General features: G+C 59.9%; 23 protein-coding genes. 13 read left to right on the forward strand and 10 right to left on the reverse strand.

What is annotated here, in order from left to right; all coding sequences use genetic code 11:
- Nucleotides 1-4 precede the first annotated feature (4 nt).
- Both manD and FHP24_RS20040 read left to right on the forward strand, forming a co-directional pair.
- A complete protein-coding gene (gene manD, locus FHP24_RS20035; protein ID WP_139678018.1) occupies nucleotides 5-1213 on the forward strand; it encodes a D-mannonate dehydratase ManD in 1209 nt (402 codons plus the stop codon).
- A 24-nt stretch (nucleotides 1214-1237) separates the two neighbouring features.
- A complete protein-coding gene (locus FHP24_RS20040) occupies nucleotides 1238-2392 on the forward strand; it encodes a mandelate racemase/muconate lactonizing enzyme family protein (RefSeq protein ID WP_139678019.1) in 1155 nt (384 codons plus the stop codon).
- A gap of 150 nt (nucleotides 2393-2542) precedes the next feature.
- Here FHP24_RS20040 and FHP24_RS20045 read toward each other — a convergent pair whose 3' ends face one another.
- The 7 genes from FHP24_RS20045 to FHP24_RS20075 form a co-directional block, all read right to left on the reverse strand.
- Entirely contained in the window at nucleotides 2543-3388 is an 846-nt protein-coding gene (locus FHP24_RS20045; protein WP_139678020.1) for an ATP-binding cassette domain-containing protein, read from the reverse strand.
- Between the two features lie 16 nt (nucleotides 3389-3404).
- Nucleotides 3405-5384 carry a Fe(3+)-hydroxamate ABC transporter permease FhuB gene (gene fhuB / locus FHP24_RS20050; RefSeq protein ID WP_139678021.1) on the reverse strand — a complete coding sequence of 660 codons (1980 nt, stop codon included), beginning with the start codon at nucleotides 5382-5384 and terminating at the stop codon, nucleotides 3405-3407.
- Nucleotides 5381-6205 (reverse strand): ABC transporter substrate-binding protein, encoded by an 825-nt coding sequence (locus FHP24_RS20055; protein ID WP_139678022.1) that lies wholly within the window; start codon nucleotides 6203-6205, stop codon nucleotides 5381-5383. The genes fhuB and FHP24_RS20055 overlap by 4 nt, the downstream gene beginning before the upstream one ends.
- Before the next feature lie 67 nt (nucleotides 6206-6272).
- Nucleotides 6273-8747 carry a TonB-dependent siderophore receptor gene (locus FHP24_RS20060; RefSeq protein WP_246091864.1) on the reverse strand — a complete coding sequence of 825 codons (2475 nt, stop codon included), beginning with the start codon at nucleotides 8745-8747 and terminating at the stop codon, nucleotides 6273-6275.
- A gap of 101 nt (nucleotides 8748-8848) precedes the next feature.
- On the reverse strand, nucleotides 8849-9793 hold the full coding sequence (locus FHP24_RS20065) for a FecR family protein (protein WP_139678023.1): 945 nt from the start codon (nucleotides 9791-9793) through the stop codon (nucleotides 8849-8851).
- 33 nt (nucleotides 9794-9826) lie between these two features.
- On the reverse strand, nucleotides 9827-10339 hold the full coding sequence (locus FHP24_RS20070) for an RNA polymerase sigma factor (RefSeq protein ID WP_139678024.1): 513 nt from the start codon (nucleotides 10337-10339) through the stop codon (nucleotides 9827-9829).
- A gap of 172 nt (nucleotides 10340-10511) precedes the next feature.
- Complete coding sequence (locus tag FHP24_RS20075) at nucleotides 10512-11393, reverse strand: AraC family transcriptional regulator (protein WP_139678025.1); 882 nt, start codon at nucleotides 11391-11393, stop codon at nucleotides 10512-10514.
- A 137-nt stretch (nucleotides 11394-11530) separates the two neighbouring features.
- On the opposite strand from FHP24_RS20075, the gene FHP24_RS20080 reads away from it, so the two are divergent.
- From FHP24_RS20080 to FHP24_RS20130, 11 genes are all read left to right on the forward strand, one after another.
- Nucleotides 11531-12274 (forward strand): SDR family NAD(P)-dependent oxidoreductase, encoded by a 744-nt coding sequence (locus tag FHP24_RS20080; RefSeq protein ID WP_139678026.1) that lies wholly within the window; start codon nucleotides 11531-11533, stop codon nucleotides 12272-12274.
- A 15-nt stretch (nucleotides 12275-12289) separates the two neighbouring features.
- Nucleotides 12290-12685, forward strand: coding sequence for a VOC family protein (locus tag FHP24_RS20085; protein WP_139678027.1), 396 nt, complete (start codon nucleotides 12290-12292; stop codon nucleotides 12683-12685).
- A 1-nt stretch (nucleotide 12686) separates the two neighbouring features.
- Nucleotides 12687-13670, forward strand: coding sequence for a saccharopine dehydrogenase family protein (locus FHP24_RS20090; protein WP_139678028.1), 984 nt, complete (start codon nucleotides 12687-12689; stop codon nucleotides 13668-13670).
- Between the two features lie 13 nt (nucleotides 13671-13683).
- The gene (locus FHP24_RS20095; RefSeq protein WP_139678029.1) at nucleotides 13684-14010 is read left to right on the forward strand and encodes a nuclear transport factor 2 family protein; all 327 of its coding nucleotides are present in this window, start codon (nucleotides 13684-13686) and stop codon (nucleotides 14008-14010) included.
- Between the two features lie 104 nt (nucleotides 14011-14114).
- Nucleotides 14115-14585 (forward strand): nuclear transport factor 2 family protein, encoded by a 471-nt coding sequence (locus FHP24_RS20100; RefSeq protein ID WP_139678030.1) that lies wholly within the window; start codon nucleotides 14115-14117, stop codon nucleotides 14583-14585.
- Between the two features lie 138 nt (nucleotides 14586-14723).
- The gene (locus tag FHP24_RS20105; RefSeq protein WP_139678337.1) at nucleotides 14724-15374 is read left to right on the forward strand and encodes a GntR family transcriptional regulator; all 651 of its coding nucleotides are present in this window, start codon (nucleotides 14724-14726) and stop codon (nucleotides 15372-15374) included.
- Between the two features lie 174 nt (nucleotides 15375-15548).
- Entirely contained in the window at nucleotides 15549-16499 is a 951-nt protein-coding gene (gene bioB, locus FHP24_RS20110) for a biotin synthase BioB (protein WP_246091866.1), read from the forward strand.
- Complete coding sequence (locus FHP24_RS20115; protein ID WP_139678032.1) at nucleotides 16496-17641, forward strand: 8-amino-7-oxononanoate synthase; 1146 nt, start codon at nucleotides 16496-16498, stop codon at nucleotides 17639-17641. The genes bioB and FHP24_RS20115 overlap by 4 nt, the downstream gene beginning before the upstream one ends.
- Nucleotides 17638-18276 (forward strand): dethiobiotin synthase, encoded by a 639-nt coding sequence (gene bioD / locus FHP24_RS20120; RefSeq protein ID WP_139678033.1) that lies wholly within the window; start codon nucleotides 17638-17640, stop codon nucleotides 18274-18276. Before FHP24_RS20115 ends, bioD begins: the two co-directional genes overlap by 4 nt.
- Nucleotides 18273-19541 (forward strand): adenosylmethionine--8-amino-7-oxononanoate transaminase, encoded by a 1269-nt coding sequence (locus FHP24_RS20125; RefSeq protein ID WP_139678034.1) that lies wholly within the window; start codon nucleotides 18273-18275, stop codon nucleotides 19539-19541. The genes bioD and FHP24_RS20125 overlap by 4 nt, the downstream gene beginning before the upstream one ends.
- Entirely contained in the window at nucleotides 19538-20527 is a 990-nt protein-coding gene (locus FHP24_RS20130) for a beta-ketoacyl-ACP synthase III (protein WP_180356064.1), read from the forward strand. The genes FHP24_RS20125 and FHP24_RS20130 overlap by 4 nt, the downstream gene beginning before the upstream one ends.
- A gap of 185 nt (nucleotides 20528-20712) precedes the next feature.
- Here FHP24_RS20130 and FHP24_RS20135 read toward each other — a convergent pair whose 3' ends face one another.
- The 3 genes from FHP24_RS20135 to FHP24_RS20145 form a co-directional block, all read right to left on the reverse strand.
- Nucleotides 20713-21468 (reverse strand): SDR family NAD(P)-dependent oxidoreductase, encoded by a 756-nt coding sequence (locus tag FHP24_RS20135; protein ID WP_139678035.1) that lies wholly within the window; start codon nucleotides 21466-21468, stop codon nucleotides 20713-20715.
- A gap of 145 nt (nucleotides 21469-21613) precedes the next feature.
- Entirely contained in the window at nucleotides 21614-22513 is a 900-nt protein-coding gene (locus FHP24_RS20140) for a LysR family transcriptional regulator (RefSeq protein WP_139678036.1), read from the reverse strand.
- Between the two features lie 59 nt (nucleotides 22514-22572).
- The gene (locus tag FHP24_RS20145; protein ID WP_139678037.1) at nucleotides 22573-24024 is read right to left on the reverse strand and encodes an MFS transporter; all 1452 of its coding nucleotides are present in this window, start codon (nucleotides 24022-24024) and stop codon (nucleotides 22573-22575) included.
- Nucleotides 24025-24064 lie beyond the last annotated feature (40 nt).

Consider the following 24064-nt stretch of genomic DNA (forward strand, 5'->3'; position numbering starts at 1 on the left):
GTCCATGAAAATCACAGATGTAAAAGTCATCGTCTGCTCGCCCGGCCGCAATTTCGTCACCGTCAAGATCTTCACCGACGAGGGGCTGACGGGTGTTGGTGACGCAACGCTGAACGGGCGCGAAAAGGCCGTCGTCGCTTATCTGGAAGAGCATCTCGTGCCACTCCTGATCGGCCGGGATCCATCGCGCATCGAGGATATCTGGCAGTATTTCTACCGGGGTGCCTACTGGCGTCGTGGACCTGTCACGATGGCGGCGATCGCCGGCATCGACATGGCGCTGTGGGACATCAAGGCGAAGGCCGCCAATATGCCGCTCTACCAGCTTCTTGGTGGTGCCAGTCGCGAGAAGGTGCTCTGCTACACCCACGCGCAGGGCACCAATATCGCGGAGGCGGTCGAAGCGGTCGGCAAGCGGATCGATGAGGGTTACAAGGCAGTTCGTGTCCAGTGCGGCATTCCCGGTTTGCCGGATGTCTACGGCACCGGCGCCAAGACGGTGACCAACAATGCCATCGACGACGCTGTCCCGCATGAGGAGGTATGGTCGACCTCGAAATACCTGCGCCATATGCCAAAGCTGTTCGAGGCGGTGCGCGAGGTCCATGGCTGGGACGTGGAACTTCTGCATGACAGCCATCATCGCCTGACGCCGATCGAAGCGGCAAGGCTTGGCAAGGATCTGGAATTCGCCCGCCTGTTCTGGCTGGAAGACACGGTCGCCGCCGAGCATCAAGAAGGGTTCCGCCTCATCCGCAAGCATACGACGACGCCGATTGCCGTCGGTGAAGTGTTCAACACGATCTGGGACGCGCGATTGCTGATCGAGGAGCAACTAATCGACTATATCCGTACCACCTGCGTGCATGCCGGCGGCGTCACGGCGCTGCGCCGGATCATGGATTTCGCCAGCATCTATAATGTTCGAACAGCTTGCCACGGAGCAATGGACATGTCGCCGATCTGCCTCGGCGCAAACCTCCATCTCGATCTCTGGGTTCCGAATTTTGGCATCCAGGAATATTCCGGCTACCTGCCGCAGATCCTCGACGTCTTCCCCGGCGCTTGGAGCCTGGATGACGGCTACCTGCATCCGGGCGAAGCGATCGGCCATGGGGTCGACATTGACGAGAAGCTTGCAGCGAAATTCCCATACCAGCGCGCCTACCTACCGGTGAACCGTCTCGAAGACGGGACGCTTTGGCACTGGTAGGCGACCGAATAGGAAGAACAGATAATGAAGATCACCACCATCAAGACTTACGCCGTCAAGGTCGGCATTCGTAACCAGCTTCTCGTCAAGATCGAGACGGACGAGGGTATTTTTGGCTGGGGCGAAAGCGGGCTTTCGGGCCGCGAAAAGGCCGTCGTCGGCGCGCTCGAGCATTATGCGGAATTCCTTAAAGGGCGCGATCCGTTCAGGATCGGTGCACTGTGGCAGGAAATGTATCGCAGCCAGTATTTCGAGGGCGGCCGCGTGCTGCAAGCGGCGATTTCCGCGATTGATATCGCGCTCCACGATATCAAGGGCAAGGCGCTTGGCGTTCCGGTCTATGAGCTTCTCGGCGGAAAGCAGCGTGATCGTATTCCGACCTTCGCGACAACCTTTGCCGGGCCGGGGCCTGAGATGATCGAACAGGCGAAGATGCTGGTCGAACACGGCTGGACGGCAATGCGGCTTTCTCCTTCCGGACACGAGGAAAAGGAAATCTACGAGCCGCGTGAACACATCGCCACGACGGCGAAATGGCTGGTGAAGGCGCGGGAGGAACTCGGTGAGGATATCGTGCTTGGCATCGACTATCACCACCGGCTGACTGTGGCAGAGGCCGCAAGCTTTTGTCAAAAGATGCCGTCCGGCACGCTCGATTTTCTCGAGGAGCCGATCCGCGACGAAAGCCCGGGCGCCTATGAGGCGTTGCGGCGGATGACGGATGTGCCGTTTGCAATCGGCGAGGAGTTTTCATCCAAATGGCAGTTCCAATCTTATATCGAACGGGATATCCATCAGTTCAATCGCCTCGACGTCTGCAATGTCGGTGGCCTGACGGAGTCGATGAAGGTGGCCGCATGGAGCGAGACCCACTACGTCGATATGATGCCGCACAATCCGCTTGGCCCGGTCTGCACTGCCGCAACCGTGCATTTCTGCGCAGCCGTGCCAAATTTTTCGTGGCTGGAAACCCGCAGCAGCCCTGCAGAAACCCATCTCGGCTTTGACAATTCGGATTTCTTCCCCGTTCAACCGAAGTTGGAAGGAGCATATTATCCGGTCTCCGACGCTCCCGGCCTCGGCATCGAGGTGAATGAGGAAGTTTTGGCAAAACAGAGTTTCGAATTCTGGGAAGCGCCACACCTAAGGCGCCGTGATGGCTCGGTGACGAACTGGTAGGATCGTTACACAAAGCGACACGTGTCTATGTGACGCCACGGGTGCCATTGAGCTGAATGCGTTTCAGACGGAGAGGCTAGGTAGTTCTCTGATTAACTGACGGGGTCACCGGTTCATATTGCATTAAAGGCTTCGCCATTGAAGTTACAGCTACCTGATGTAGCTCATAGGATAGCCTAAGTCGGGATGGCACATGACGCCCATCCTAGTCCCATAGATCGCCTGCAGTCGATCCGGTGTCAGGATTTCCACCGGTGTCCCGCGAGCAATAAGTTCACCCGAATGGAGAGCAAGGATTTCATCACAAAAGCGGGCGGCCATGTTGACGTCGTGGAGGACGACGACAACGCCCAGTCCACGTTCTTCGGTCAGCCGCCGAATCAGCGAGAGGACTTCGACCTGATGGGCAATGTCCAGCGCAGAGGTTGGCTCATCAAGGAGAAGGCAGTCCGGGTTTTGGGCAACCAGCATAGCCAACCAGACACGCTGACGTTCCCCGCCGGACAACGTATCGACTACGCGGTCGCGGTAGATCGCCACGTCTGTCAGTTTCATTGCTTCCTCGACCATTCTCTTGTCCTCGGCACCAAAGCGGCCGAGGGCTCCATGCCAGGGATAGCGGCCGAACGCCACGAGTTCGCCGACAAGCATGCCGGGCGCCCCCGGTGCCTGCTGGGGCAGATAAGCAACCTTGCGAGCAAATGGACGATCGCGCCATTCCTCCAATTTTCTGCCTTCGAAGGAGATCACACCGCCGGTGGTCGCCTGCTGGCGCGCGAGAAGTTTGATCAGGGTCGATTTCCCGGAACCGTTGTGCCCGATGAGACCAATCACGTTGCGTGTGGGGAGCGTTACCGTTAGTGGCTTGAGCAAGATGCGCTGCCCAACGGAGAAGCTTGCCTGGTTTAGCTCGAACAGGGAGGTAGCGCTCTCGCCGAGATCTGTGTCAGGACCAGGCGAAGGGGACAGTTCAAAGTGTTCCGATAAGTCAGTCATGACCTGTCTCTCGCTCCTATGCTCGCAAAGTCGTCTTGCCGTTTGAGCGGATGATCCAAAGGAAATACGGTCCGCCGATAAATGCCGCAATCACACCCGCTGGGATCTCGTAGGGAAAGTCTGCAGTTCTACCGAGCCAGTCGGCTGCAATCATCAGTGTGGCCCCGATTGTGGTTGCGGCCAGGACGATGCGTGTCTGTCCGCGCGCGCCAGCCATTCGCGCGATATGTGGCGCCATCATGCCGACGAAGCTCAATGGGCCGACAACCAGTGTCGCGATGCCGGTGAGGGTAGCGACAAACAATAGCAATACGCCGCGCGACCGTCTTGGATTGACGCCCAGCGCGCGCGCCGTACCATCGCCGAGCGGCAGTACCTCTATCCAGCGCCGGAACAGCGGGAAAACGACAAAGCCGATAAGCGCAAGCGACGAAGCGATGAGAGCGACAATACCCGTGGCGCGGAATGTCGGTCCCATCGTCCATGCCAGAATATAGCTTGCACGAGGGTCACCGCTGGCAACGATGAGCGACATGATGGCGGTGGCGAGCGCGCCGACTGCGATGCCACCGAGCAGAACCGGTCCTGTTGCATAGCTTCTGCGCCTGGCAACCGTTAAAACGAGGGAGAAGGACAGGATTGCGCCAAGGATACCTCCGGCGATCGGCATCAGGGGAGAGGCCATGCCGCCGAAAAAGAACGCGGCGATAATCCCAAGGCCTGCTCCGCCACTAACACCGAGGCCTTCGGGACTGGCCATCGGATTGCGGGTGATCGCTTGTGTGATGGCGCCGGCCATCGCGAGCATGGCACCGGCACTGGCAGAAGTCAGCACACGCGGCCAACGGCCCGTAAAGAGCCCCCACGGATCGAGGCCATGGGTAAACATCTGCTCGGTCAAGGAAAGGATCGCGACGAAGGTCAGGGTCACAATGCAGACCAGAACGAGGACGCTACCCGAGGTTCGGCTTGTAGAATTACGCCCATCAATCGGCGTGAACTGGTCGATTGATGAGGGAACGCTCTTCAGCAGCGCGAGCATCAAGAGCGCCCCGGCGATTGCCGTGATTGTGCCGGTTGGAACATCTCCGATGACGGGCGCGCTGACGAGAACTATGCCGTCGGCGAGGAGTAGCAGAAGGGCGCCGATTAGCGCGCCCCACAACAAGCGCTCGTTCAGGGTTCGCGCCCCGGCCATGCGAGCGACATGGCTTGCCGCAATGCCGACGAAGGCGACCACGCCGACACGTGCGACAACAAGCGCCGTTAGGATCGTGGCGATGATTAGAACAAGCGCGCGCATGCTGGTGAGGGATAGCCCGAGGCTGCGGGCGTTTGCGTCATCCAGCCCAGCGATAGCCAATGGCCTCTGGAAGAGCAGAAGGACAGGCACGAAAATGATGAAGCGTACCGCCAGCGCGATCGCGTTCGCATAATCGTTCTGGATCAGCGATCCGCTCCCCCAGATGAACACACCTCGCAGATATTCATGGTGGAAAAGCGCCAGAATGACCGAGGCCGAGCCCGCCGAGAAGCTGATGACCAGGCCGCAAAGAAGCAGGGTCATCGGCGCGAAGCCGGTCTTTCGCGTAAGGCCCGAGACAATCGCAACCGCAGCCAGGCCACCGATCAGCGCCGCAATATCCCGCTGGAAAGCCGATACCGTGACGGTCGAGAGCGTCATGAGCGTGATTGCCAGCTGGGCGCCGGAAAGGATGCCGAGCGTCGACGGTTCGGCGAGCGGATTTTTCAGCAGCTGCTGGAAAATTGTGCCGGCAAAGGCAAGCGCTCCTCCTGCAAGCAATGCGACGAACATCCGAGGCAGGAGTGAATAATGGACATAAATCTGTCCAAAGGAGGCGGGGTCCGGATGACGCAGCGCCGCCGACAGATCTGCGACTGGAATGTAGCCGAATACGGCGACGGCATAAAGGCCAATCGCAGCAAGCGCCATCACGACGCTAAGGCGGGTGAGGGTTATCAAGCTTGAGCTCATGCGATGCCGATGCCTTCTCGGATGACTTCGGCAAAACGCATGGCCGAAGGAAAGGCGCCAAAGACCCACGTGGGCGGGATCGTTGCCACATGGCCTTTGCGCACCGCCGGCAGCGATTGCCAGAGCGTGCTTTGCAGGAACCGGCCGGGTGGACCTGGCTCGATGATGATCAGGCGAGCCTCCGGGTAGCGGGCAATCGCATCCAGCCCAGCCGTTGCGAAGCCCCAGTTATTGGTCGCTCCATCCCAGGCATTGACGATGCCGAGGCGTTTCAAAACATCGTCGAACAAACCTCCCTCGCCATAGATATCGATCAGCCTGTCGTCGGTAAATTTGATGATCAGCAGCGGCCGCCCGTCATACGCCTTCGCCTTCGCAGCAATTGTCTCCAGCCGGGCGTGGGCGCGTTGCAGATAATCGATCGCCGCCTCTTCCCGACCGGTTCTGGCGGCGATTTCCTTTAACGCCGCTTCAGCGGCGACCAACGGCATGCGCTCTGCACTATAGAGCGGCAGTGCAAGTGTCGGGGCTATTTCGTTAAGCCGAGCCTGCGAAACACCATATCCCGCCTGTGCAAGGATCAGATCCGGTTTCAACGACCGCAGCAACTCCATGTTCGGCCAGGACCGCAAACCGAGGTCGATCGTCTCCGACGATAGTGCCGGGACAACCACCCGATCACCATAGAGAGGTGCTTCCGCAACGGCCGTTGGTTGAACTCCCAGCGCAAGCAGGCTTTCCGCCCATCCCCAGTCAAGGACTGCGATTCTCGATACGGCGGGCGTTGCCGCCGCATTCACCGGCACCAGGATAGTCGCCAACGCGGCGGCAAATTGCCGTCGCGTCAGTTTGTGGTCATGGTTTGACTCGGCAGGATGAGGCACGGCCTTACCAGCTGTATTTAAGGGTCGCATAAACGCTGCGCCCTTCGCCCCAATAGCATCCCGTGGCTGCAATGCAGGTCGAGACATATTTGCGATCGAACAGATTATTGACGTTGAGCGATGCTTTCAGGCCTTCGAGCTTCGGATCGGCCTTGCCGAAATCATAACGGACTGCCGCATCGAAGACTGTGTAAGATGGGATATCGAACTGGTTGGCGTTATCACCAAAGGTCTGGCCGGTGTAGCGGGCACCGCCGCCGAAGCTCAAGCCCTCCCAGATGGTCGATGTCTGCAGCGCATAATCGAGCCAGAGCGACGCCTGATGGCGGGGCACGAAGGCGAAGCGGTTACCCTCATTGCTAGTGCTAGGATCGGCGGGGTTGCTACGATTGGCCTTGGTGATATCGCTGTCGGTGTAAGCATAGGATGCCAGTACCGAGAAAGCGTCGGTAATCTCCGCCTTACCTTCTAGCTCGACACCGCGCATCGTTACCTGTCCAGTCTGAACGTTTCTGGTTGGTGTCCCTCCGTCAGGTGTCAGGACATTGTCCTGGGTCAGGTGATAGGCGGACAGGGTGATGAAGCTGTTGCTGCCTTCCGGCTGATATTTTACGCCTACTTCGAACTGTTCGCCGGTGGTTGGTTGGAACACATTGCCGGCGCGGTCGGTGCCGCCGGCGGGATTAAACGACGTCGAGTAGCCGGCGTAGGGCGAAAAACCGCTGTCGAAGTTGTAGACGAGACCTGCGCGCCAGGTGAACTTGCCGTCCTTCTGATCAACCTTGTTATCAGAAGTGCTGGTGCGGGTTCTGGTATCCGTGTTTGCCCAGTCGTAGCGGCCACCAACGGAGAAGACGAAATTGTCCCACTCCACCTGGTCTTGAGCGTAAAGCCCGATCTGACTGCGATCCTGATCGATACGGGTGGCGATTGGCGGCCTGGTGACCGGCGTGCCATATACCGGATCCATTCCGTTGAATGGTGCCGGTATGAATTGAAGCGCGGACTCCTCGTAACGGCTGCTCTCGTATGAATAATCCAAGCCGAACAGCGCGGTGTGAGCGAAATTTCCCGTCTGGAAATGTCTAACGGCCTGATTGTCCACGGTGACCGCGCGAGCGCTCTCAGGGAATGCCCAGGCATAACGGTCAAAACCGGTCGGAGCGCAGGCGAAAATGCAAGCGGCTTGAACGCGCTGCGAGTCTGTGTCGATATAGGAATAGCGAAGGTTCTGGCGAACGGTCCAGTTCTCATCGAGCTCGTGCTCAAAATCGTAGCCGACTGATGCCTGGTCGCTCTTGTAGTGGTCAAAGCTCGGTTCGCCGGGAAAGGCGCCGCGCGGCAATTCAGGATAGATGCCGGTATATAGCGTGCCGTTTGCCGGTAGCGCCGGGGCTCCCCCGCCTCCCGGGGAATCGATGCGCTGGTAGCTGCCATAAAGCGTCAGCGACGTTCCTTCATCCGGCTTGAAGGTAAAGGATGGCGCGATATAGGCCTTCTTCTCGCGCACGTAGTCGTACTGGGTGTCAGTCAGGCGGCCGACACCGACAATGCGGTAAAGCAGGCTGTCGTCACCGTTGATCGTGCCGCCGAGGTCAAACGCAGTCTGGATGCGCTTGTCCGTCCCGAGCTGTATTTCGACTTCGTTTGGCGCTGTCGCACTCGGCCGCTTTGACACCATGTTGATCAGACCGCCCGGATCACCCTGGCCATAAAGAACCGACGCGGGTCCCTTGAGTACTTCTGCCCTTTCGAGGCCGAAAGGCTCTACGCGTGGCTGTGCATAACCGCGAGATCCGAAGGGTAGCCGCAGGCCGTCGAGATATCGGCTCGGGCGAAATCCGCGAATCGTGAACCAGTCATAGCGTGAATCGTCGCCATATTGGCTGATGACGCCCGGTGTATAGCGAAGTGCCTGGGTCAACGTCGCCGAACCCTGAGCGGCCATCTGGTCCTTCGTTACGACATTGATGGCCTGCGGGGTATTTTTGAGCGATGTGTCAGTCTTGGTGCCGGTCGCGCTTTGAGTGGCGACAAATCCATCGACTGGCCCGCGGGCTTGCTCACCTTGCAGAATGATCGGCTGCAAGGATGTGGCTCCGTCCGCCGAGCCTGCATCAGAAGCTGCCTGCGGAGCGATCAGCAGGACCGTAGTTGTCGTCGTGAAGCGATATGTTAGCCCCGTGCCGGCCAAGAGCCTTGTCAGCGCCGCTTCGGCTCCAAGATCACCGCTGATGCCGCTTGTGCGCAGATTGGCGAAGAGGGGGCCGTCGAATGCGATGTCGATACCGGTCACGGATGAATAGCGCACCAACGCGGCCGACAGAGATTGTGCCGAAATTGCGAACTCGAAGCTCTTGGTCATCTGAGCTTCGGTCAATCCCGATACGGTCAGCGGTGCAAATCCGACGCAGGCTGCCAGCAGCATTCGACGAAACAGCCGAAGGTGATTGCCGCCGAATTGATTATTTTTTTCCACTCGTTGCCCCCTGCAAACGCGCCAAAGCCCGATCGATCTCGGGCGTCTCAACAAGGGGACGCCTTCGACTGGAAAAAACCTTGGTCGATTTTCGATTTTTTTTACTGGGAGTAGATCAGGCTCAGCCATGGCGAGTATCTGGCGATGCGAATGGGCAAGCCATGCTCGAGATTTTCCAGTATCAGGCCTGCCCGGTGGACATCAACGATAATGCTGACGGGCCGGCGCGCCAGTCCCTTGTCCATGACGATCATCTTGCCGCGCCGCCATCTGGAGAGTTTGGCAACGACGTCCTCGAAGGGCGTCGAGATAAATACGAGTTTTCCATCGCGCCATGAGACTTGAGTGCCGACATCCGTCTGGGTCGGCAAGGAAAGCTTCCCGTTGGCAAACAGAACCGACTGTCCCTCCTGGACGTCCTGCTCCTGGGTTGGGGACGAGACCCTCACCGTATGCTCAACAACTCCGACAACAATACCATCATCATGCATGCCGACCGAGAACTGGGTTCCAAGCGCGATACTTCTGAGTTGCCCACAGTCGACGATAAACGGCCTACTGACGTCTGGGGCGACGGTAAAGAACGCTTCACCCTGTTGCAGGATCACCTGTCGCTGACCTGCCGTGAAGTTCAGCGAGATCGCGCTGGCGGTCGACAGTTCGGCGAGCGATCCGTCTGACAAGGTAAAGCGTGCCGTCTCTCCAATTCCGGTTTGATAGTCGGCGCCTGAAGACCGCAGATAGATCGCGGAACCCGCGCCGGCTATCGTAAGAACGGCAAAGGCACCGCCGGATCTGAGAATTTTCCGGCGGGTTTGTGACGTTGGCCGAGCGACCTCTGGCAGAGCGGAGGCGCCGAGCCACAGTCGTTCAAGTTCTGCATAGGCTGTCGCATGTGCAGGATTTCGCTCAAGCCATGCCCTGAAATTGGCGCGATCTGTCGGTGTGGCGCCGTCATCCAGCAATAAAGCGAACCATTCCGCGGCCTGTCTGTCGACGTCCGCACCATCGTCAGGATCATGTTCCCGATTGGATGAGCCGCTCATCTTCTGCCTCATCTGTCAAAACCGCGCGACTTCTTAGCGCTCGGTCTTCATTTCTGCTCGGAGCCGTTCAAGTGCTACGACCATATGACCGAAAACAGTCTTAGGCGATATGCCGAGTCGTTCGCCAATCTCCACATAAGTCAGGCCGTCGATGCGCGACATCATAAAAACCTGCCTGGCGCGAGGGGGCATATTCTCCACCGCAGCCTGAACGCGTGTGAGTTCTTGTCTGCTGATCGTTGAGGTTTCCACTGACGGGGTGGGGTCTGAAATGGCCTCAAGACCGTCGATACCGTCGACAAAGGGAGCAATCCTTCTGCGTCTTTCATGGTCGATGGCCAAGTTGCGGCCGGTAATCATGAAGTATCCGGCCAAATCGGCGACATCGCGCAGGAGACCGGGCCTTTCCCAAAAACGCAGAAAGGTATCCTGCAGAAGGTCTGCAGTGGTCGCCGAGCAACGTACCCGACGATGAATAACGCGCATGAGGCGCGTGCGAACGCCCAAATAGGCATCTAGGATTTCCGGATGGTCTGCGTTGTCCATATAACGCAGCTATCACCGTCTCATGCTCTTAACAAGACAATTTTACTCATGTTTTTGTTTCGTGGAACGACAATGCTGTCTGGCGATAAGTTTACGTATGCATATTCGGTTCGTATTCATTCAAGACCTGTAGGCGGGTTTCGCCGCTGGAAAGAAAACCCGCTTCAGTGACCTAAGCGGCGTAGCCCTTCAGACGCAAAACATCCTTCGATGGTGGCAACCCGAACCGCCGCGCATATTCCCGGCTGAACTGGTTCGGGCTTTGATAGCCAACGCCAAACGCAACCGATGTCGCCGTTTCTTCTCCAGCCATCATAAGCGTCCGAGCGTGTAATAGCCGGACCTGCTTTTGGTATTGGATCGGGCTCAACGCCGTCACAGCCTTGAAGTGACGATGGAACGCCGAGACGCTGAGTGCAGCCATTTCGGCGAGTGCTTCCACCCGCAAGGGCTTGGCAAAATTCTCACGGATCCACTGGATCGCGACGCCAATCCGCGACAGCGCCGCATCAGGCGCGGCGATGTCGCGCAGCATCCAGCCGAGCGGCCCCTGTAGCACACGGAACAAGATTTCCCGCTCGTAGGCGGGGCCGAGCACCGCGATCTCGTTCGGACGGTCCATCAGCCGCATCATCCGCACCCAGGCGTCGAGGAACTCCTCGTTGACCGGTGCGACCGAGAAGCCGGAGCCGAACAGCTTGCTGCAGACCTGCACCGGCAGATCGCTGATGAGGGCGGCGACAGTTGGCGGATGGAGCGTCAGGCTGACGGCCAGATACGGCTCCCCGGTCTCCGAGGGATGCACCGAGCCAACGGCAGGCAGATCGACCGACATCACGAAATACGTCGCGGGGTCGTAGGCGAAGGTCCGGTCACCGACCGTCATCGTCTTAGATCCGGTCAGGATCAGGTTGATCATCGGCTCGTAGACGGCCGAAAGCCGATGCTCGGGAATCTCACCCTGGACCATCGCGACGCGCGGAATGCCCGTTTCCGTCCGACGGCTCTCCGCCGAAGACGCGAGGCCGCGCAGTTCCTGAAGTTGCTTTTCCATGGAGAAGACCGTGACAGGTCGGGATAGAATCTGCAACCGCAAAGCAGAAATAGGCAAACTTCAGAGAGGAATGGGTGAGCGGCCAATCCGATGCGGGACTACCTTCAGCTCATACCAAACGGGCAAGGAAAACAACCATGAAGATCGTTATCGTCACCGGAGGAAGCCGGGGTCTCGGAGCAAGCACGGCCATAGAATGCGCTCGCCGCGGCATGGGCGTCGTCGTGACCTACAACAGCAATCCCGCAAAAGCAGACGACGTCGTGAAGACGATCGTGGAGGGTGGTGGCAAGGCCGCTGCCCTGAGGCTCGACGTCGGCGACGTCACATCCTTCCCGGCGTTTCGTGACGTCGTTGACTCGAAACTTCAATCCGTCTTTGGTCGGGAGGATTTCGACTATCTCGTCAACAATGCCGGATACGGCCTCTTCAATCCGATCGCGACGGTTACAGAAGAACAGTTCGATGGGTTGTTCAACGTCCATCTCAAGGGGCCGTTCTTCCTGACCCAGATCCTGCTGCCGCTGATGGCGGACGGCGGCCAGATCGTCAACATCACCAGCGCCACCTCGCGCGTAGCGACCGCAGGCGTCGCGCCCTATGCCGCATTCAAGGGTGGACTCGAAGTCCTGACCCGCTACATGGCCAAGGAGTTCGGCGAGCGTGGCATCCGCGCGAACTCGATCGCTCCCGGCGCAATCCGCACAGAACTCGGCGGCGGTCTGAACGACGCGTTCGAGGCCATGCTGGCAGGCCAGACTGCGCTCGGTCGTGTCGGCGAGCCTGAAGAGATCGGGTGCGTCGTCGCCAGTCTCCTGTCTTCCGAGAACCGCTGGATTAACGCCCAGAACATCGAAGTCGCGGGCGGCTACATCATCTGAGCAAAGGAGAGCAGCATGCTCGACCATGTCTTCATATCCGTCAGTGACATCGATCGGTCGATCGCCTTCTACGAAGCGACGCTGGCACCGCTCAAGATCGTCCATGCGCACGACTATGACGGGAAGGACGGGCCGCCCGGCCATCCTGACCTGAAAGGGTTCGGCGCGAACGGCAAGGTGTTCTTCTGGCTGCGCGAAGGCGTGGTCGAAGGCCGCGCCGCTCATATCGGCTTTGTCGCCGATGGCACCTCCCAGGTAGATGCAGCCTTCGCCGCTGCTATTGCCGCGGGTGGGTCAAAAATCCATCCACCGGGAGCGCAGCTCCACTACGACCCACGCTACTACGCCGCCCAAGTCCGCGACCCGGACGGCTACAGCCTCGAATTTGTCTACAAGGAATGGCAGCACTGACATGACCAAACTGATGATCTATGGCGCGACTGGCTATACCGGCCGCATGGCCGCGGAACATGCGAAGGCGGCCCGCACGCCCCTCGTTCTCGCCGGCCGCAACGAAGCGGCCCTCTCGAAACTTTCTGCAGAACTCGGCGTCGAATGCCGCGTCTTCGGTCTCGACGATGCTGCCGCAATCGATGCCGGTTTGGCCGGCATCTCGGTCCTCTTGAACTGCGCCGGTCCATTCATGCGCACCGCCAACGCCCTGATCACGGCGTCGATCCGCAGCGGTGTCCACTATCTCGACACGGCTGCCGAACTCGACAGCTACCGTCTGGCCGGCGCGCTCGACGACGAGGCGAAGGCTGTAGGCGTGATGCTCATGCCGGGCGGCGGCGGAAGCGTCGCCATGCTTGGCAGCCTCGCCGGGCATGCGCTCTCGCGGGTGAACGACGCTCGCAGGATCAGGATCGCTCTCCATGTCGCTGGCGGACTTTCACGGGGATCGGCGATCAGCGCCATGGAGAATCTCACCACCGAGACCCTGGCTCGGGTGGACGGCGAGCTTGTCGCCATTGCCGCCGACGGCATCCACAAGTTCGATTTCGGCAAGGGTCCGGTCGACAGCTTCCCCGTGACGCTGCCCGATCTCATCACCATCTGGCGGGCGACAGGCGTTCCCAACGTCGAAACCTTCGTGCATGTCACCGGCGATGGCTTCCCGCAGGGTGACCTTTCGGCGCTCTCGGACGGCCCGAGTGAAGAGGAGAGGCTGGCGAACCGCTACCAAGCGGCAGTCGAAGTCACCGGCGCAGATGGAACAGTCACCCGTTCCATTCTCGACACGGTCAACGGTTACACCTTCACGTCAATGGCGGCAGCCGAGGCCGGCCGGCGTGTCCTAGGCGGCGAAGTCCGTCCCGGCTTCCAGACGCCTGCAGCCCTGTTTGGAAGCGGCTTCGCGCAGACCATCGCCGATACCTCGATCAACGATGTCTAAGGAGCCCGGTACCATGCAGAAGCTCGTCGAATCTTTCATCGCGACCGCCAATGCCTTCGACGTCGAAGGGGCACTGTCGCTGTTCGCAACCGACGCCGTCATCGACGATGTTTCTGTCGGCGACGTCTTCGTCGGCCAAGATGGTGTCCGCCAATACCTCGAGCGGTTCTTCGTAGGCTACAGCACCAACAGCAAGCTGTTGTCCATCGACGAACTTGACGGTCACCATTCGGATGTCAGGCTCGATTTCACAGGCGATTTCGGACACGAGATCGGGATTTTGAAAGTCGCGATCAATCCAGACAGCCTGATCGAGCGCATCGACGCCGACCTCGAATAACAGACACCCCACCGTCCTATCGAACCAGAACCATTGGCGCCTTGCGCGCCGATGCCGACAAGGCTTGCACTCCGCAGGCCTCCGGCACAACAAGGAGCACGTTCATGACCATATCGCTATCGTTCGCACAGGACGCCGCCGACCGTCTCGCCGTCGTCGAAGCCCTCTATCGCTTTACAGCCGGGATCGATCTTCGAGACAGCAAGCTTCTGTCCTCTGCGCTTGCGGAAGACGCAGTTTCCGACTTCCGACCAGCCGCCACCAAGGCCGGCTTCGAGTATCCGGTCATCCAGGGCCGGGATGTCATCGTCTCGGCGTTAACGACCTCGCTCGCCACACTGGACACGACGCATTCGGTCAGCAATCCGCGAGTGACAATCGATGGCGACACCGCACACATGGATGTTCTCGTGGAGGCCCAGCATGTTCCCCGAAGCGATCCGTCACGTCATTATCTGATGAAGAACCGCTACAACGTCGAACTGACGAGAGATGGCGACATCTGGGTCATTACCCGCAACACGGTCGATAACATCTGGCGGTCGGGCGATCCCGCCGTTCTCTCGGTGGTCTAGGGCTGTAACGTGAATGGCGGTGAACCATAGGGCTCGCCGCCAATTTGAAGCTTGGTTCGGCACTCCAGATTATGAAATATCGTGGGACCATCGCTCTCGGCCTCGACAGCAGGCCCTGAAAAATTTATCCACGCAAGGATGAGCACCACAGAAGATACGATTGCACACCGCATCAGCCGCGTCCTGGCAGACCGGATAGTCACAGGCGTGCTCCGGGCCGACACGCGGCTGCGGCAAGAGCATATCGCAGAAGAATTCGGTGCGAGCCATGTCCCGGTTCGCGAGGCGCTGCGAAGGCTCGAAGCTCAAGGCCTCGCCGTCAGCGTAGCACGTCGCGGTGTGAGGGTTGCGTCTTTCAACTCGGCGGCAGTCGAAGAGGCGACCAGAATGCGATCTGTCCTTGAAGGCCTGGCGCTTCGGCAAGCTGCCCCGCATCTCACTCCGCACATGCTCGATCAGGCTGAGGTCGTTGCTAGAAACTGTGATCAAGCGGTCGATATTGTTCAGCAAGAGTCTGCAAATCGACAATTTCACAGCATGCTGCTCACACCCTGCGAGATGCCCAGATTGCTCGCGGAAATCGACGATCTCCATATGGTCGGCTCCCGATTTCTGTTTCTTGAAGGCAATAAAGGGTGGGCTGTGCCGCGGTTCGATGCAGATCATCACGCGGTCCTGCAGCATCTTCGCTCTGGCGATCTCGATGAAGCAGTCCGTATACTCGAGCGCCATGTGCTGCGGTTGATTGAGAAGCGCCACCGCTCTGGCGCCGCCCTGCAGATCGCATAGCAGCCCTACAGAAGGTCCATTTTACACTCCCTCCATGTGGGTACGCCCACAGACTTGCGCCTTACAAAATAATAGATAATTTAAATCAGATATCTATTATGATTCGAAGTGGATGGTGCATTGGAAATTGTTTCGGCCGAAAATCAGAGCGAAAACCGACCTAATCGACAATCATTGCCCAAAAGGACATTTGCGGACGCCAAAATTATCTACAAAATGACATTTTCTGATCTTCTGCTCCGTGCACATCAGGACCATCGTCAAAATTTCGATCCCAATGCCATCCAGATGAGCCGGCTCCTCTCGATCAAGACCGGAGGCTGTGCGGAGGATTGCGGTTACTGCAGCCAATCCGCCCACGCTCCGACAGGTCTGAAGGCGTCGAAGCTGATGGAGGTCAAACGGGTGCTCTCGGAAGCGCGCAAGGCGAAGGAGAGCGGGGCCTCACGATATTGCATGGGCGCTGCCTGGCGCAGTCCGAAGGACCGCGACATGGATGCCTTGGTCGCAATGGTCGAGGGCGTCAGGGCGTTCGGCATGGAGACATGCATGACGCTTGGCATGCTGACACCGGAGCAATCCGCCAAGCTCGCTAATGCGGGCCTCGATTATTATAACCACAATATCGATACGTCCGAGCGCCACTATCCGGAGATCATCACCACCCGCACCTTCGAAGACCGGCTGGAGACGCTGGCCAATGTAAGGGAAGCCGGCATCAAAGTCTGCGCTGGCGGCATCCTTGGCATGGGTGAAACCATCGATGACCGCATCTCCATGCTGGTGGCACTGGCCAACCTGCCGTCTCCGCCGGAAAGCGTTCCGATCAACATGCTGATCCCCATCCCCGGCACGAGACTGCAAGACGCAGCGCCTATCGACCCGTTCGATTTCGTCCGCATCGTTGCCTTGGCCCGTATTCTCATGCCGAAATCCTATGTTCGGCTTTCCGCTGGACGTGCCGACATGAGCGACGAGATGCAGGCGCTCTGCTTCTTCGCGGGCGCCAACTCCATATTTGTCGGCGAGACGTTGCTGACGGCCGACAACCCTGGCGAGGATCACGACAGTGCTCTCTTCCGCCGACTCGGCCTGAAGCCCCTGGAGTTGGAGCAGCAGAGGTGAGCGCGCCGTTGTTTGGCCGCTACGAAGCCACGCTCGACGGCCTGGGTCGAAATTCACGGCTGCGGGAATTGTCTGGACATCAGGGCATCGACTTCACTTCGAACGATTATCTGGGATTGTCGCGTTCACCGCGCCTCGCCGCGGCGATATCTGCTGCGATCGAGCATGGCATCCCTGCAGGCTCTGGCGGATCGCGCTTGTTGCATGGCAATCACTGGGTCCATCAACTACTCGAAGCCGAGGCCGCAGCCTTCTTCGGGTCAGAAAGGGCTCTGTATTTCGGCAGCGGCTTTTCTGCAAATGTCGCGTTGTTCTCTTGCCTGCCGCGGCGCGGCGATCTCATCGTTTACGATGAGCTGATCCATGCAAGCGTCCATGATGGCATTTCTGCCGGCAAGGCCGATGCAGTTGCTGCCCGTCACAACGACGTTGAAGCTTTCGATGGGGCGATCCGTGACTGGCGGAGAGCTGGTGGCAAGGGCCGTCCATGGGTCGCTGTCGAAAGCCTCTACTCCATGGATGGCGACCGTGCTCCGCTCGTAGAACTGTTGAAGATCGCCGAACGGCATGGCGGGTTTCTTGTCGTGGATGAGGCACATGCAACGGGCGTTTTCGGCCCTGGCGGCCGCGGGCTTTCATCTGGCCTCACGCGTTCGGATAGCCTGATCACGCTGCATACCTGCGGCAAGGCGCTGGGTGTTTCCGGCGCGCTCGTCGGCCTGCCTGCCGTTCTGGCGGATTACATGGTCAACCGCGCCCGCAACTTTATCTATTCGACCGCGCCTTCGCCGCTCGTCGCAGCCGGTGTACGCGAGGCGTTGCGGATAGTGGCGGATGAGCCCGAGCGACGGCAACGTCTCGACACTCTGCGAGATTTCACCGCCGAGTTGTTGGGCTCGAAGCTCGAGATCAGTCCCAGCGGATCGCAGATCCAGCCAGTCATGATCGGCGACAACGCCCGGGCGTTGCGGGTTGCGGCGCGCTTGCAAGACGAAGGTTTCGATATCAGGGCGATCAGGCCGCCAACCGTGCCCGATCGCACCGCGCGCCTTCGTCTCTCCATCACCCTGAATGTCGATGAAGGTCAGATCGCTGCGATGATCGAGCGGTTGGGTGCTGCGATCGAGGAGGACAGATCATGAATCCGCGTTATGTCGTAACAGGGACGGATACCGGTATCGGAAAGACGATTTTTTCCGCGGCGCTGGCCGCTGCTCTCGGCGCCGTCTACTGGAAACCCGTGCAGTCGGGCCTCGACGATGAGACCGACAGCCAGGCCGTGCTGCGGCTCGTTGGCCTTGGCCGTGAACGGATTCTGCCGGAGGCCTATCGTCTGAAAACACCTGCCTCGCCACATCTCTCTGCCCGTCTCGATGGCGTTGCAATCGATCCCGCCCGACTTGTTCCAACGGAAACGGACGCACCCTTGGTCATTGAGGGGGCCGGGGGCCTTTTGGTGCCGCTTGCGGATGACCTGCTCTTTGCCGACATTTTCGCGCAATGGCAGATTCCTACCATTCTTTGCGCCCGCACGTCTCTCGGTACGATCAACCATACGCTGCTCTCCGTCGAGGCGATAAAGCATCGCGGCATCCCGCTTTTCGGGATCGCCTTCATCGGCGAGGAAAACCGGGAGACGCAGCGCATCATCGGCCATGTGAGCGGCGCCCGCATCCTCGGCCGCCTGCCGTGGATCGCTGAGATGAACTGCGACGGACTGCGCCGCGCATTTGCCGAGAATTTCGACCTGTCGACTTTCGCTGGGGGCTCCCGATGAACCGATCAACCGTCTGGCATCCTTTCACCCAGCATGCGCTCGAGCCACCGATGACCCGCATCGCGTCGACAGATGGGGCCTATCTCATCGATGAAAATGGCAATCGCCTCCTCGACGCCATCTCTTCCTGGTGGGTCATCACGCATGGCCATCGGCACCCGAAGATCATGGCGGCGATCCGTGCCGCGACTGAAGCCTATGACCAGATCATCTTCGCCGAATTTTCGCACGAGCCCGCCGAGCGGCTGGCGCAAGGGCTGATCGAAATCGCTCAACCGGGATTGAAGCATGTCTTCTACTCCGACAGTGGATCGACCGCCGTCGAGGTGGCGATCAAGATGGCACTGGGCTATTTCCACAACCGCGGAGAACCGCGCGATCGTATCGTCGTGATGGAGGGGAGTTACCATGGCGACACTATCGGCACGATGTCGGCAGGGGAGCGGGGCGTGTTCAACGTCGCTTACGAACCGCTGCTCTTCGCCGTTGACCGTCTTACGTTCCCGGAGGCCGGGCGCGAGCAGGACATGCTCGATCGATTCGAGACCATCTGCCGGACGAGCGGCGTCGCAGCCCTCCTGATCGAGCCTCTGGTTCTGGGTGCCGGCGGGATGAAGATCTATGAGGCCAGTCTGCTGGCCTCGTTGAAGGATATTGCCGTGCGTTTCGGCTGCCTGTTGATCGCCGACGAAGTCATGACAGGCTGGGGTCGAACCGGGACGATGTTCGCGTGCGAGCAGGCCGGGATTGCGCCAGACATCCTGTGCACTTCCAAGGGACTGACCGGCGGCGCCATACCGCTCGCGGCAACGCTTGCAACGGCCGAGATCTTCGATGCTCATCTCTCGACCGACAGACGGAAAACCTTCTTCCATTCGAGCTCGTACACCGCCAATCCAATTGCCTGCGCAGCGGCGGTCGCCAATCTGGAAATCTGGCAGGAGGAGCCGGTTTTGTCTCGCATAGAGACGATAGAAGCGGCCCATCGGTGCAACCTTGCTCGCTTCGCCGGCGATCCCCGGTTCGCCAATCTTCGTCAAGCCGGCACGATCGCGGCGCTGGACCTGGTGGTGCCGACAGGCGGCTATCTTGCGGAAGTCGGGCAGCAGATGCGGGCGCTATTTCGGGAGCGTGGCCTCCTTATCCGTCCGCTTGGCAATGTCCTCTACCTGATGCCTCCCTACTGCCTGACGGCGCAGGAGGTTGACCGGGCCTATGATGCCATAGACGAGGTGGCGTCCATTGTGCTGGAGCGCGCGAGATGAAGTCAGTGGGCTCGTCGCGCATGGCCGGATTTGGCCATGCCATTCCGGGTCGGCGCGTCGACAATCCGGAAATCGAGGCGAGGCTGGGACTTGAGACTGGGTGGATCGAGCGCCGAACCGGCATCCGTACGCGTTATTGGGCCGATGACGAGGATACGCTGAGCGGCCTTGCCGCCAACGCCGGCCAGATGGCGCTTGACGACGCTAAGATTTGCCGCAGCGAGATCGGCCTGACCCTGCTTGCCACGTCCACGCCGGATCATCTTCTGCCGCCATCGGCGCCGCTGCTGGCATACAAGCTTGGTCTTGCGAATTCGGGTGCGGTCGATCTTGCTGGCGCCTGTTCCGGCTTCATTTATGCGCTCACTCTTGCCGACAGTTTTGTTCGGACGCATGGACGCGCTGTGCTGGTCGTCGCCGCCAACATTCTCAGTCGGCGGATCAACCCTGCCGAGAAGACGAGTGCCGTTCTGTTTGCCGACGCCGCCGGCGCCATTGTGCTCGTGCCGGAGAAAGACCACGCCCGCGGTCTTCTCGCCTCGCAACTCGCCTCGGATGGCAGCGGTTATGATCTGATCCGGATACGGGCGGGCGGCAGCAATCGACCATTCTCGCCGGAGTTTGGCGCACAAGAATTCCTGATGACGATGCGAGACGGGCGCGAGGTCTTTTCGCGAGCGGTGACCATGATGACGAATGTCTCCCAGCAAGCAATAGTACAGGCGCAGGTCGCGACGGAAGACATCGACCGCTTCATCCCCCATCAGGCCAATTCCCGTATCCTGGACATCGTCGCAGGAAATCTGGGGCTGCCGCAAGAAAAGACCGTTCGCACGATTCAATCCTACGGGAATTCTTCTGCCGCCACCATTGCACTGTCTTTGTCGGTCACGAACCAGGACGTCAAGTTCAGGCAAGGGGAACATCTGTTGATGGCTGCCGTCGGCGCCGGACTTGTCGGTGGGGCATTGGTTTTCCGAATGTAGATCGACAGTCTCAAAGGAGGGAGTGAAGTCTTCCCCGTTTTATCGGTTACCGAAGCGCAGTCCCCGAGTTGGCTGCCATGTTCTCGATTGTTGCGGGCTTGCGGCTTTACGACAAAAAGCTTTTGGACAAAGCGTCCACACTTCTGAAAGCGGCGGCGGGGAAATCGTCCTGCCGCCGTTGTTGTTCAGACCTGTGCCTGACCGCCATCGGCGAAGATTTCGGCGCCGTTGACGAAGCTTGAATCGTCTGAAGCCAGGAACAGAGCCACCTTGGCGATTTCCTCCGGCTCGCCGACCCGGCCGAGCGGGATCCGCGTGCCGAGATAGTCGAGCATCCCCTGCTGTTGGGCCGGGTCGTCGCCTGCAAAGTCCAGAAGAAACGGCGTGCGGACAGGGCCGGGGCTGACCACGTTCACGCGGATGCCGGCCTCTTTCAGATCGAGAACCCAGCTTCGTGCCAGATTGCGAACGGCTGCCTTCGAGGCCGAATAGACGCTGAATGCGGCCGCGCCCTCGATGCTGGCGCTCGATCCCGTCAGGATCACAGACGCGCCCCTGGCGAGCAGGGGCAGCGCCTTCTGGACGGTGAAGATCACCGATGTGACATTGCGGCCGAATATGCCTTCGATGTGCTCCTGCGTGATCTGACCGAGCGGCAGCATGCCGCCGCCGCCCGCATTGGCGAACAGGACGTCGATCCGACCCGCTTCCACCCTGACCTGCTCCATGACACGGTCGAGATCTGCGTTATTGGTGGAGTCGGCCACGATGCCCGTGACATTGCCGCCGATCTCGTTCAGAGCTGCCTTGAGCACATCCAGGCGGCGGCCGGTGATGTAGACATGAGCGCCCTCTGCCGCAAAGACCTTTGCGGTTGCCAGTCCAATGCCCGTCGTGCCGCCCGTGATGACGGCGATTTTTCCATCCAGTCTGTCCGACATGGTCGTTCTCCTTGGTTGGGAGCGGTCGATCCGAACAGTTCAGGCCGACATCCTGACGCTGATGTAGGCCCATGCGTGGGGCGGCAGAAGCTCGCGGCCATGGAGGCAAGATCCACTGGTATGGACGATCAAACCGGCAGAAGCGTCACACCATTCCGGAGAATATTTCGACGGCCCAATCCGCGAAAGCCCGGAGCTTGGCGCTCTGATGGCGGGTGGCCGGATAGACGAGATGGAGAGGATGGGATCGCGGCGTCCAGTCTTCGAGCACGGAGACGAGCCTGCCCGTTTCCAGATGCGGCCGGGCGCTGAAGCCGAACGTCTGGCCAATCCCGAGGCCCGCCAAAAGCGCCTCCGTAAGGGCCGTGCTTTCGCTGACGCTGACCGCGGAGCGCGGTTCGATCTCGACAGGGTCGCCGTCCCTGGCAAACTGCAGGGGCAGGATCCTGCCCGTTTGCGGGAAGAAGTAGCTGACAGCGACATGATCGCCGTGGAGATCCGACGGATGGCTGGGCATGCCGTGTGCTGCCAGGTATTCCGGCGTCGCACAGGTGACGTATTCAAGATGGCATAGGCGGCGGGCGATCAGCGAACTGTTCGACAGCTCGCCGCCTCGGATCACACAATCGACGGCGTCGCCGACCAGATCGACCGGGCGATCGTTCACGCCCAGCAGCAGATCGATGTCGGGATATCGTCGTCGAAAATCAGGAAGGGCGGGGATGATCACAAGGTTGGCCAGCGATGAGCCGACATCCACCCGTAACCTGCCGCGGGGCACGGACCTCGTCGATCTGGCGGACAAGTCCATTGCGTCGAGGTCGGCGAGAAGATCGACGGCCTGGTCGCGGTAGGCCTCGCCCTCGGCCGTGATCGTCAGCGCCCGAGAGCTGCGCTCCACGAGCTTCGTCCCGAGGTGTTGTTCGAGATCCTGTAACAGCTTGCTGACCGACGAGCGGGGCAGGTTGAGGGAGTCCGCGGCCTTTGCAAACGATCCGGCGTCGACGATCCGGATGAAGACGCGCATCGCCAATAGCTGGTCCACGATCATATCCTTTTAGGGCCGGAGCGCCCTTGGTTCGGGACTCCGGTTGCTGTCTCACGTTAGCCGGCGCACTCGGTGACGCGTGGTTCGTCCGGTTTCCTATCATGGACGGCGCGATCGGTATCGTTCGGATTGCGAACGCAGAACCAGGCAATGAGCGCCGAGATCAGTGCGATGGCAGCGCCGCTGCCAAAGGCTGCAGGCAGCCCGGACGTATATTCTCCGGGAACGACGGCGAAGGAATAGATCGACGCAATCGCCGCAATACCGAGCGCGCCGCCGATCTGCTGGTCCATCTGCAACAGCCCGGATGCGGATCCGGCATGTTTGTCGGGTACGCCATGCATGATCGCGACCGTGCCCGGTGCAAAAACCAGAGCAATCCCTGCGGCATGCACGAGAAGTGGAACGAAGACCGAGGGAAAGAAAGCGTTGTCAGGCCCGAGGAATGCGAAGCCGATGAGACTTGCGGCCACCAGAATGCTTCCCGTCACCAGCAGCGATCGAGGGCCGAAACGCCCGAGCATTTTCGGCACGAAGTGACTGATCACGAACACGGTCATGGTCAACGGCAGATAGGCGAGACCTGCGACCAGCGGCGTGTAATGCAATTCCCGCTGCAGGTATTGAACCAGCATGAAGAGAACCGCGAAATGCACGCCGACGATAAGCGCCATCACAGCAAGTCCGCCGAGACGTGATCCGTTGCGGACGAGTTCGAGGTCGAGGAGCGGCTCCGCATGTGTGCGCTCGATCCTGAAGAAGGTGACGATCATTGCCGCGGCAATGACGAAGGATCCGATCGTACCGGGCGACGTCCAGCCGTGGTCCGCGGCGCTGATGAAGCCGTAGACCAGCGCGACCGATCCAAGCGTCGCGGTCAGCGCGCCGCCGACATCGAGGCGAGCCTGCTTCGGATGGGTTTCCGCGACGAGCTTGCCGATCGCCATCACGACCACGGCGCCGATAGGGACGTTGATGAGCAGCGACCAGCGCCACGACAGGAACTCGGTGAGCACGCCGCCGAGGATCAGGCCGGCCGATGCGCCGACGGAAGACACGGCGATGAAGAGAGACAGCCCGCGGGCACGCTCGTCGGCGTCGCGCGCTGTCACCATCACCAGTGCCAGAACGCTTGGACCCGCCAATGCTGCGCCAAGTCCCTGCAGGACGCGGGCGATCACCAGTATCGCGGCAGTCTGGGCAAGGCCGCCGAGAAGGGATGCTGCGATGAAGATCACGATCCCGATGCGAAACGCGCGAACCTGTCCGACCATGTCACCCAGCCTGCCGCCCAGCAGGAGCAGTCCGCCGAAGGCGAGACCGAACGCATTGAGGACCCATGTCAGAGCCGCCGGAGTGAAGCTCAGGTCCTGTTCGATGCGCGGGAGCGCCACGACTACGATGAGCAGATCCATGCAGAGCATGAGCTGGGCGGCAAGGATGATAAGCAGGGTGAGCGCGCGTCGCGCCGATGTGGGAGCGCTGCCCCCGTCAGTCGAACTGGCCATAGTTGTTTCCGTATTTACGAGAAGGACATGCGAGGACGTC

The sequence above is a fragment of the Aliirhizobium smilacinae genome (assembly GCF_006335145.1).
GTDB lineage: Bacteria > Pseudomonadota > Alphaproteobacteria > Rhizobiales > Rhizobiaceae > Neorhizobium > Neorhizobium smilacinae.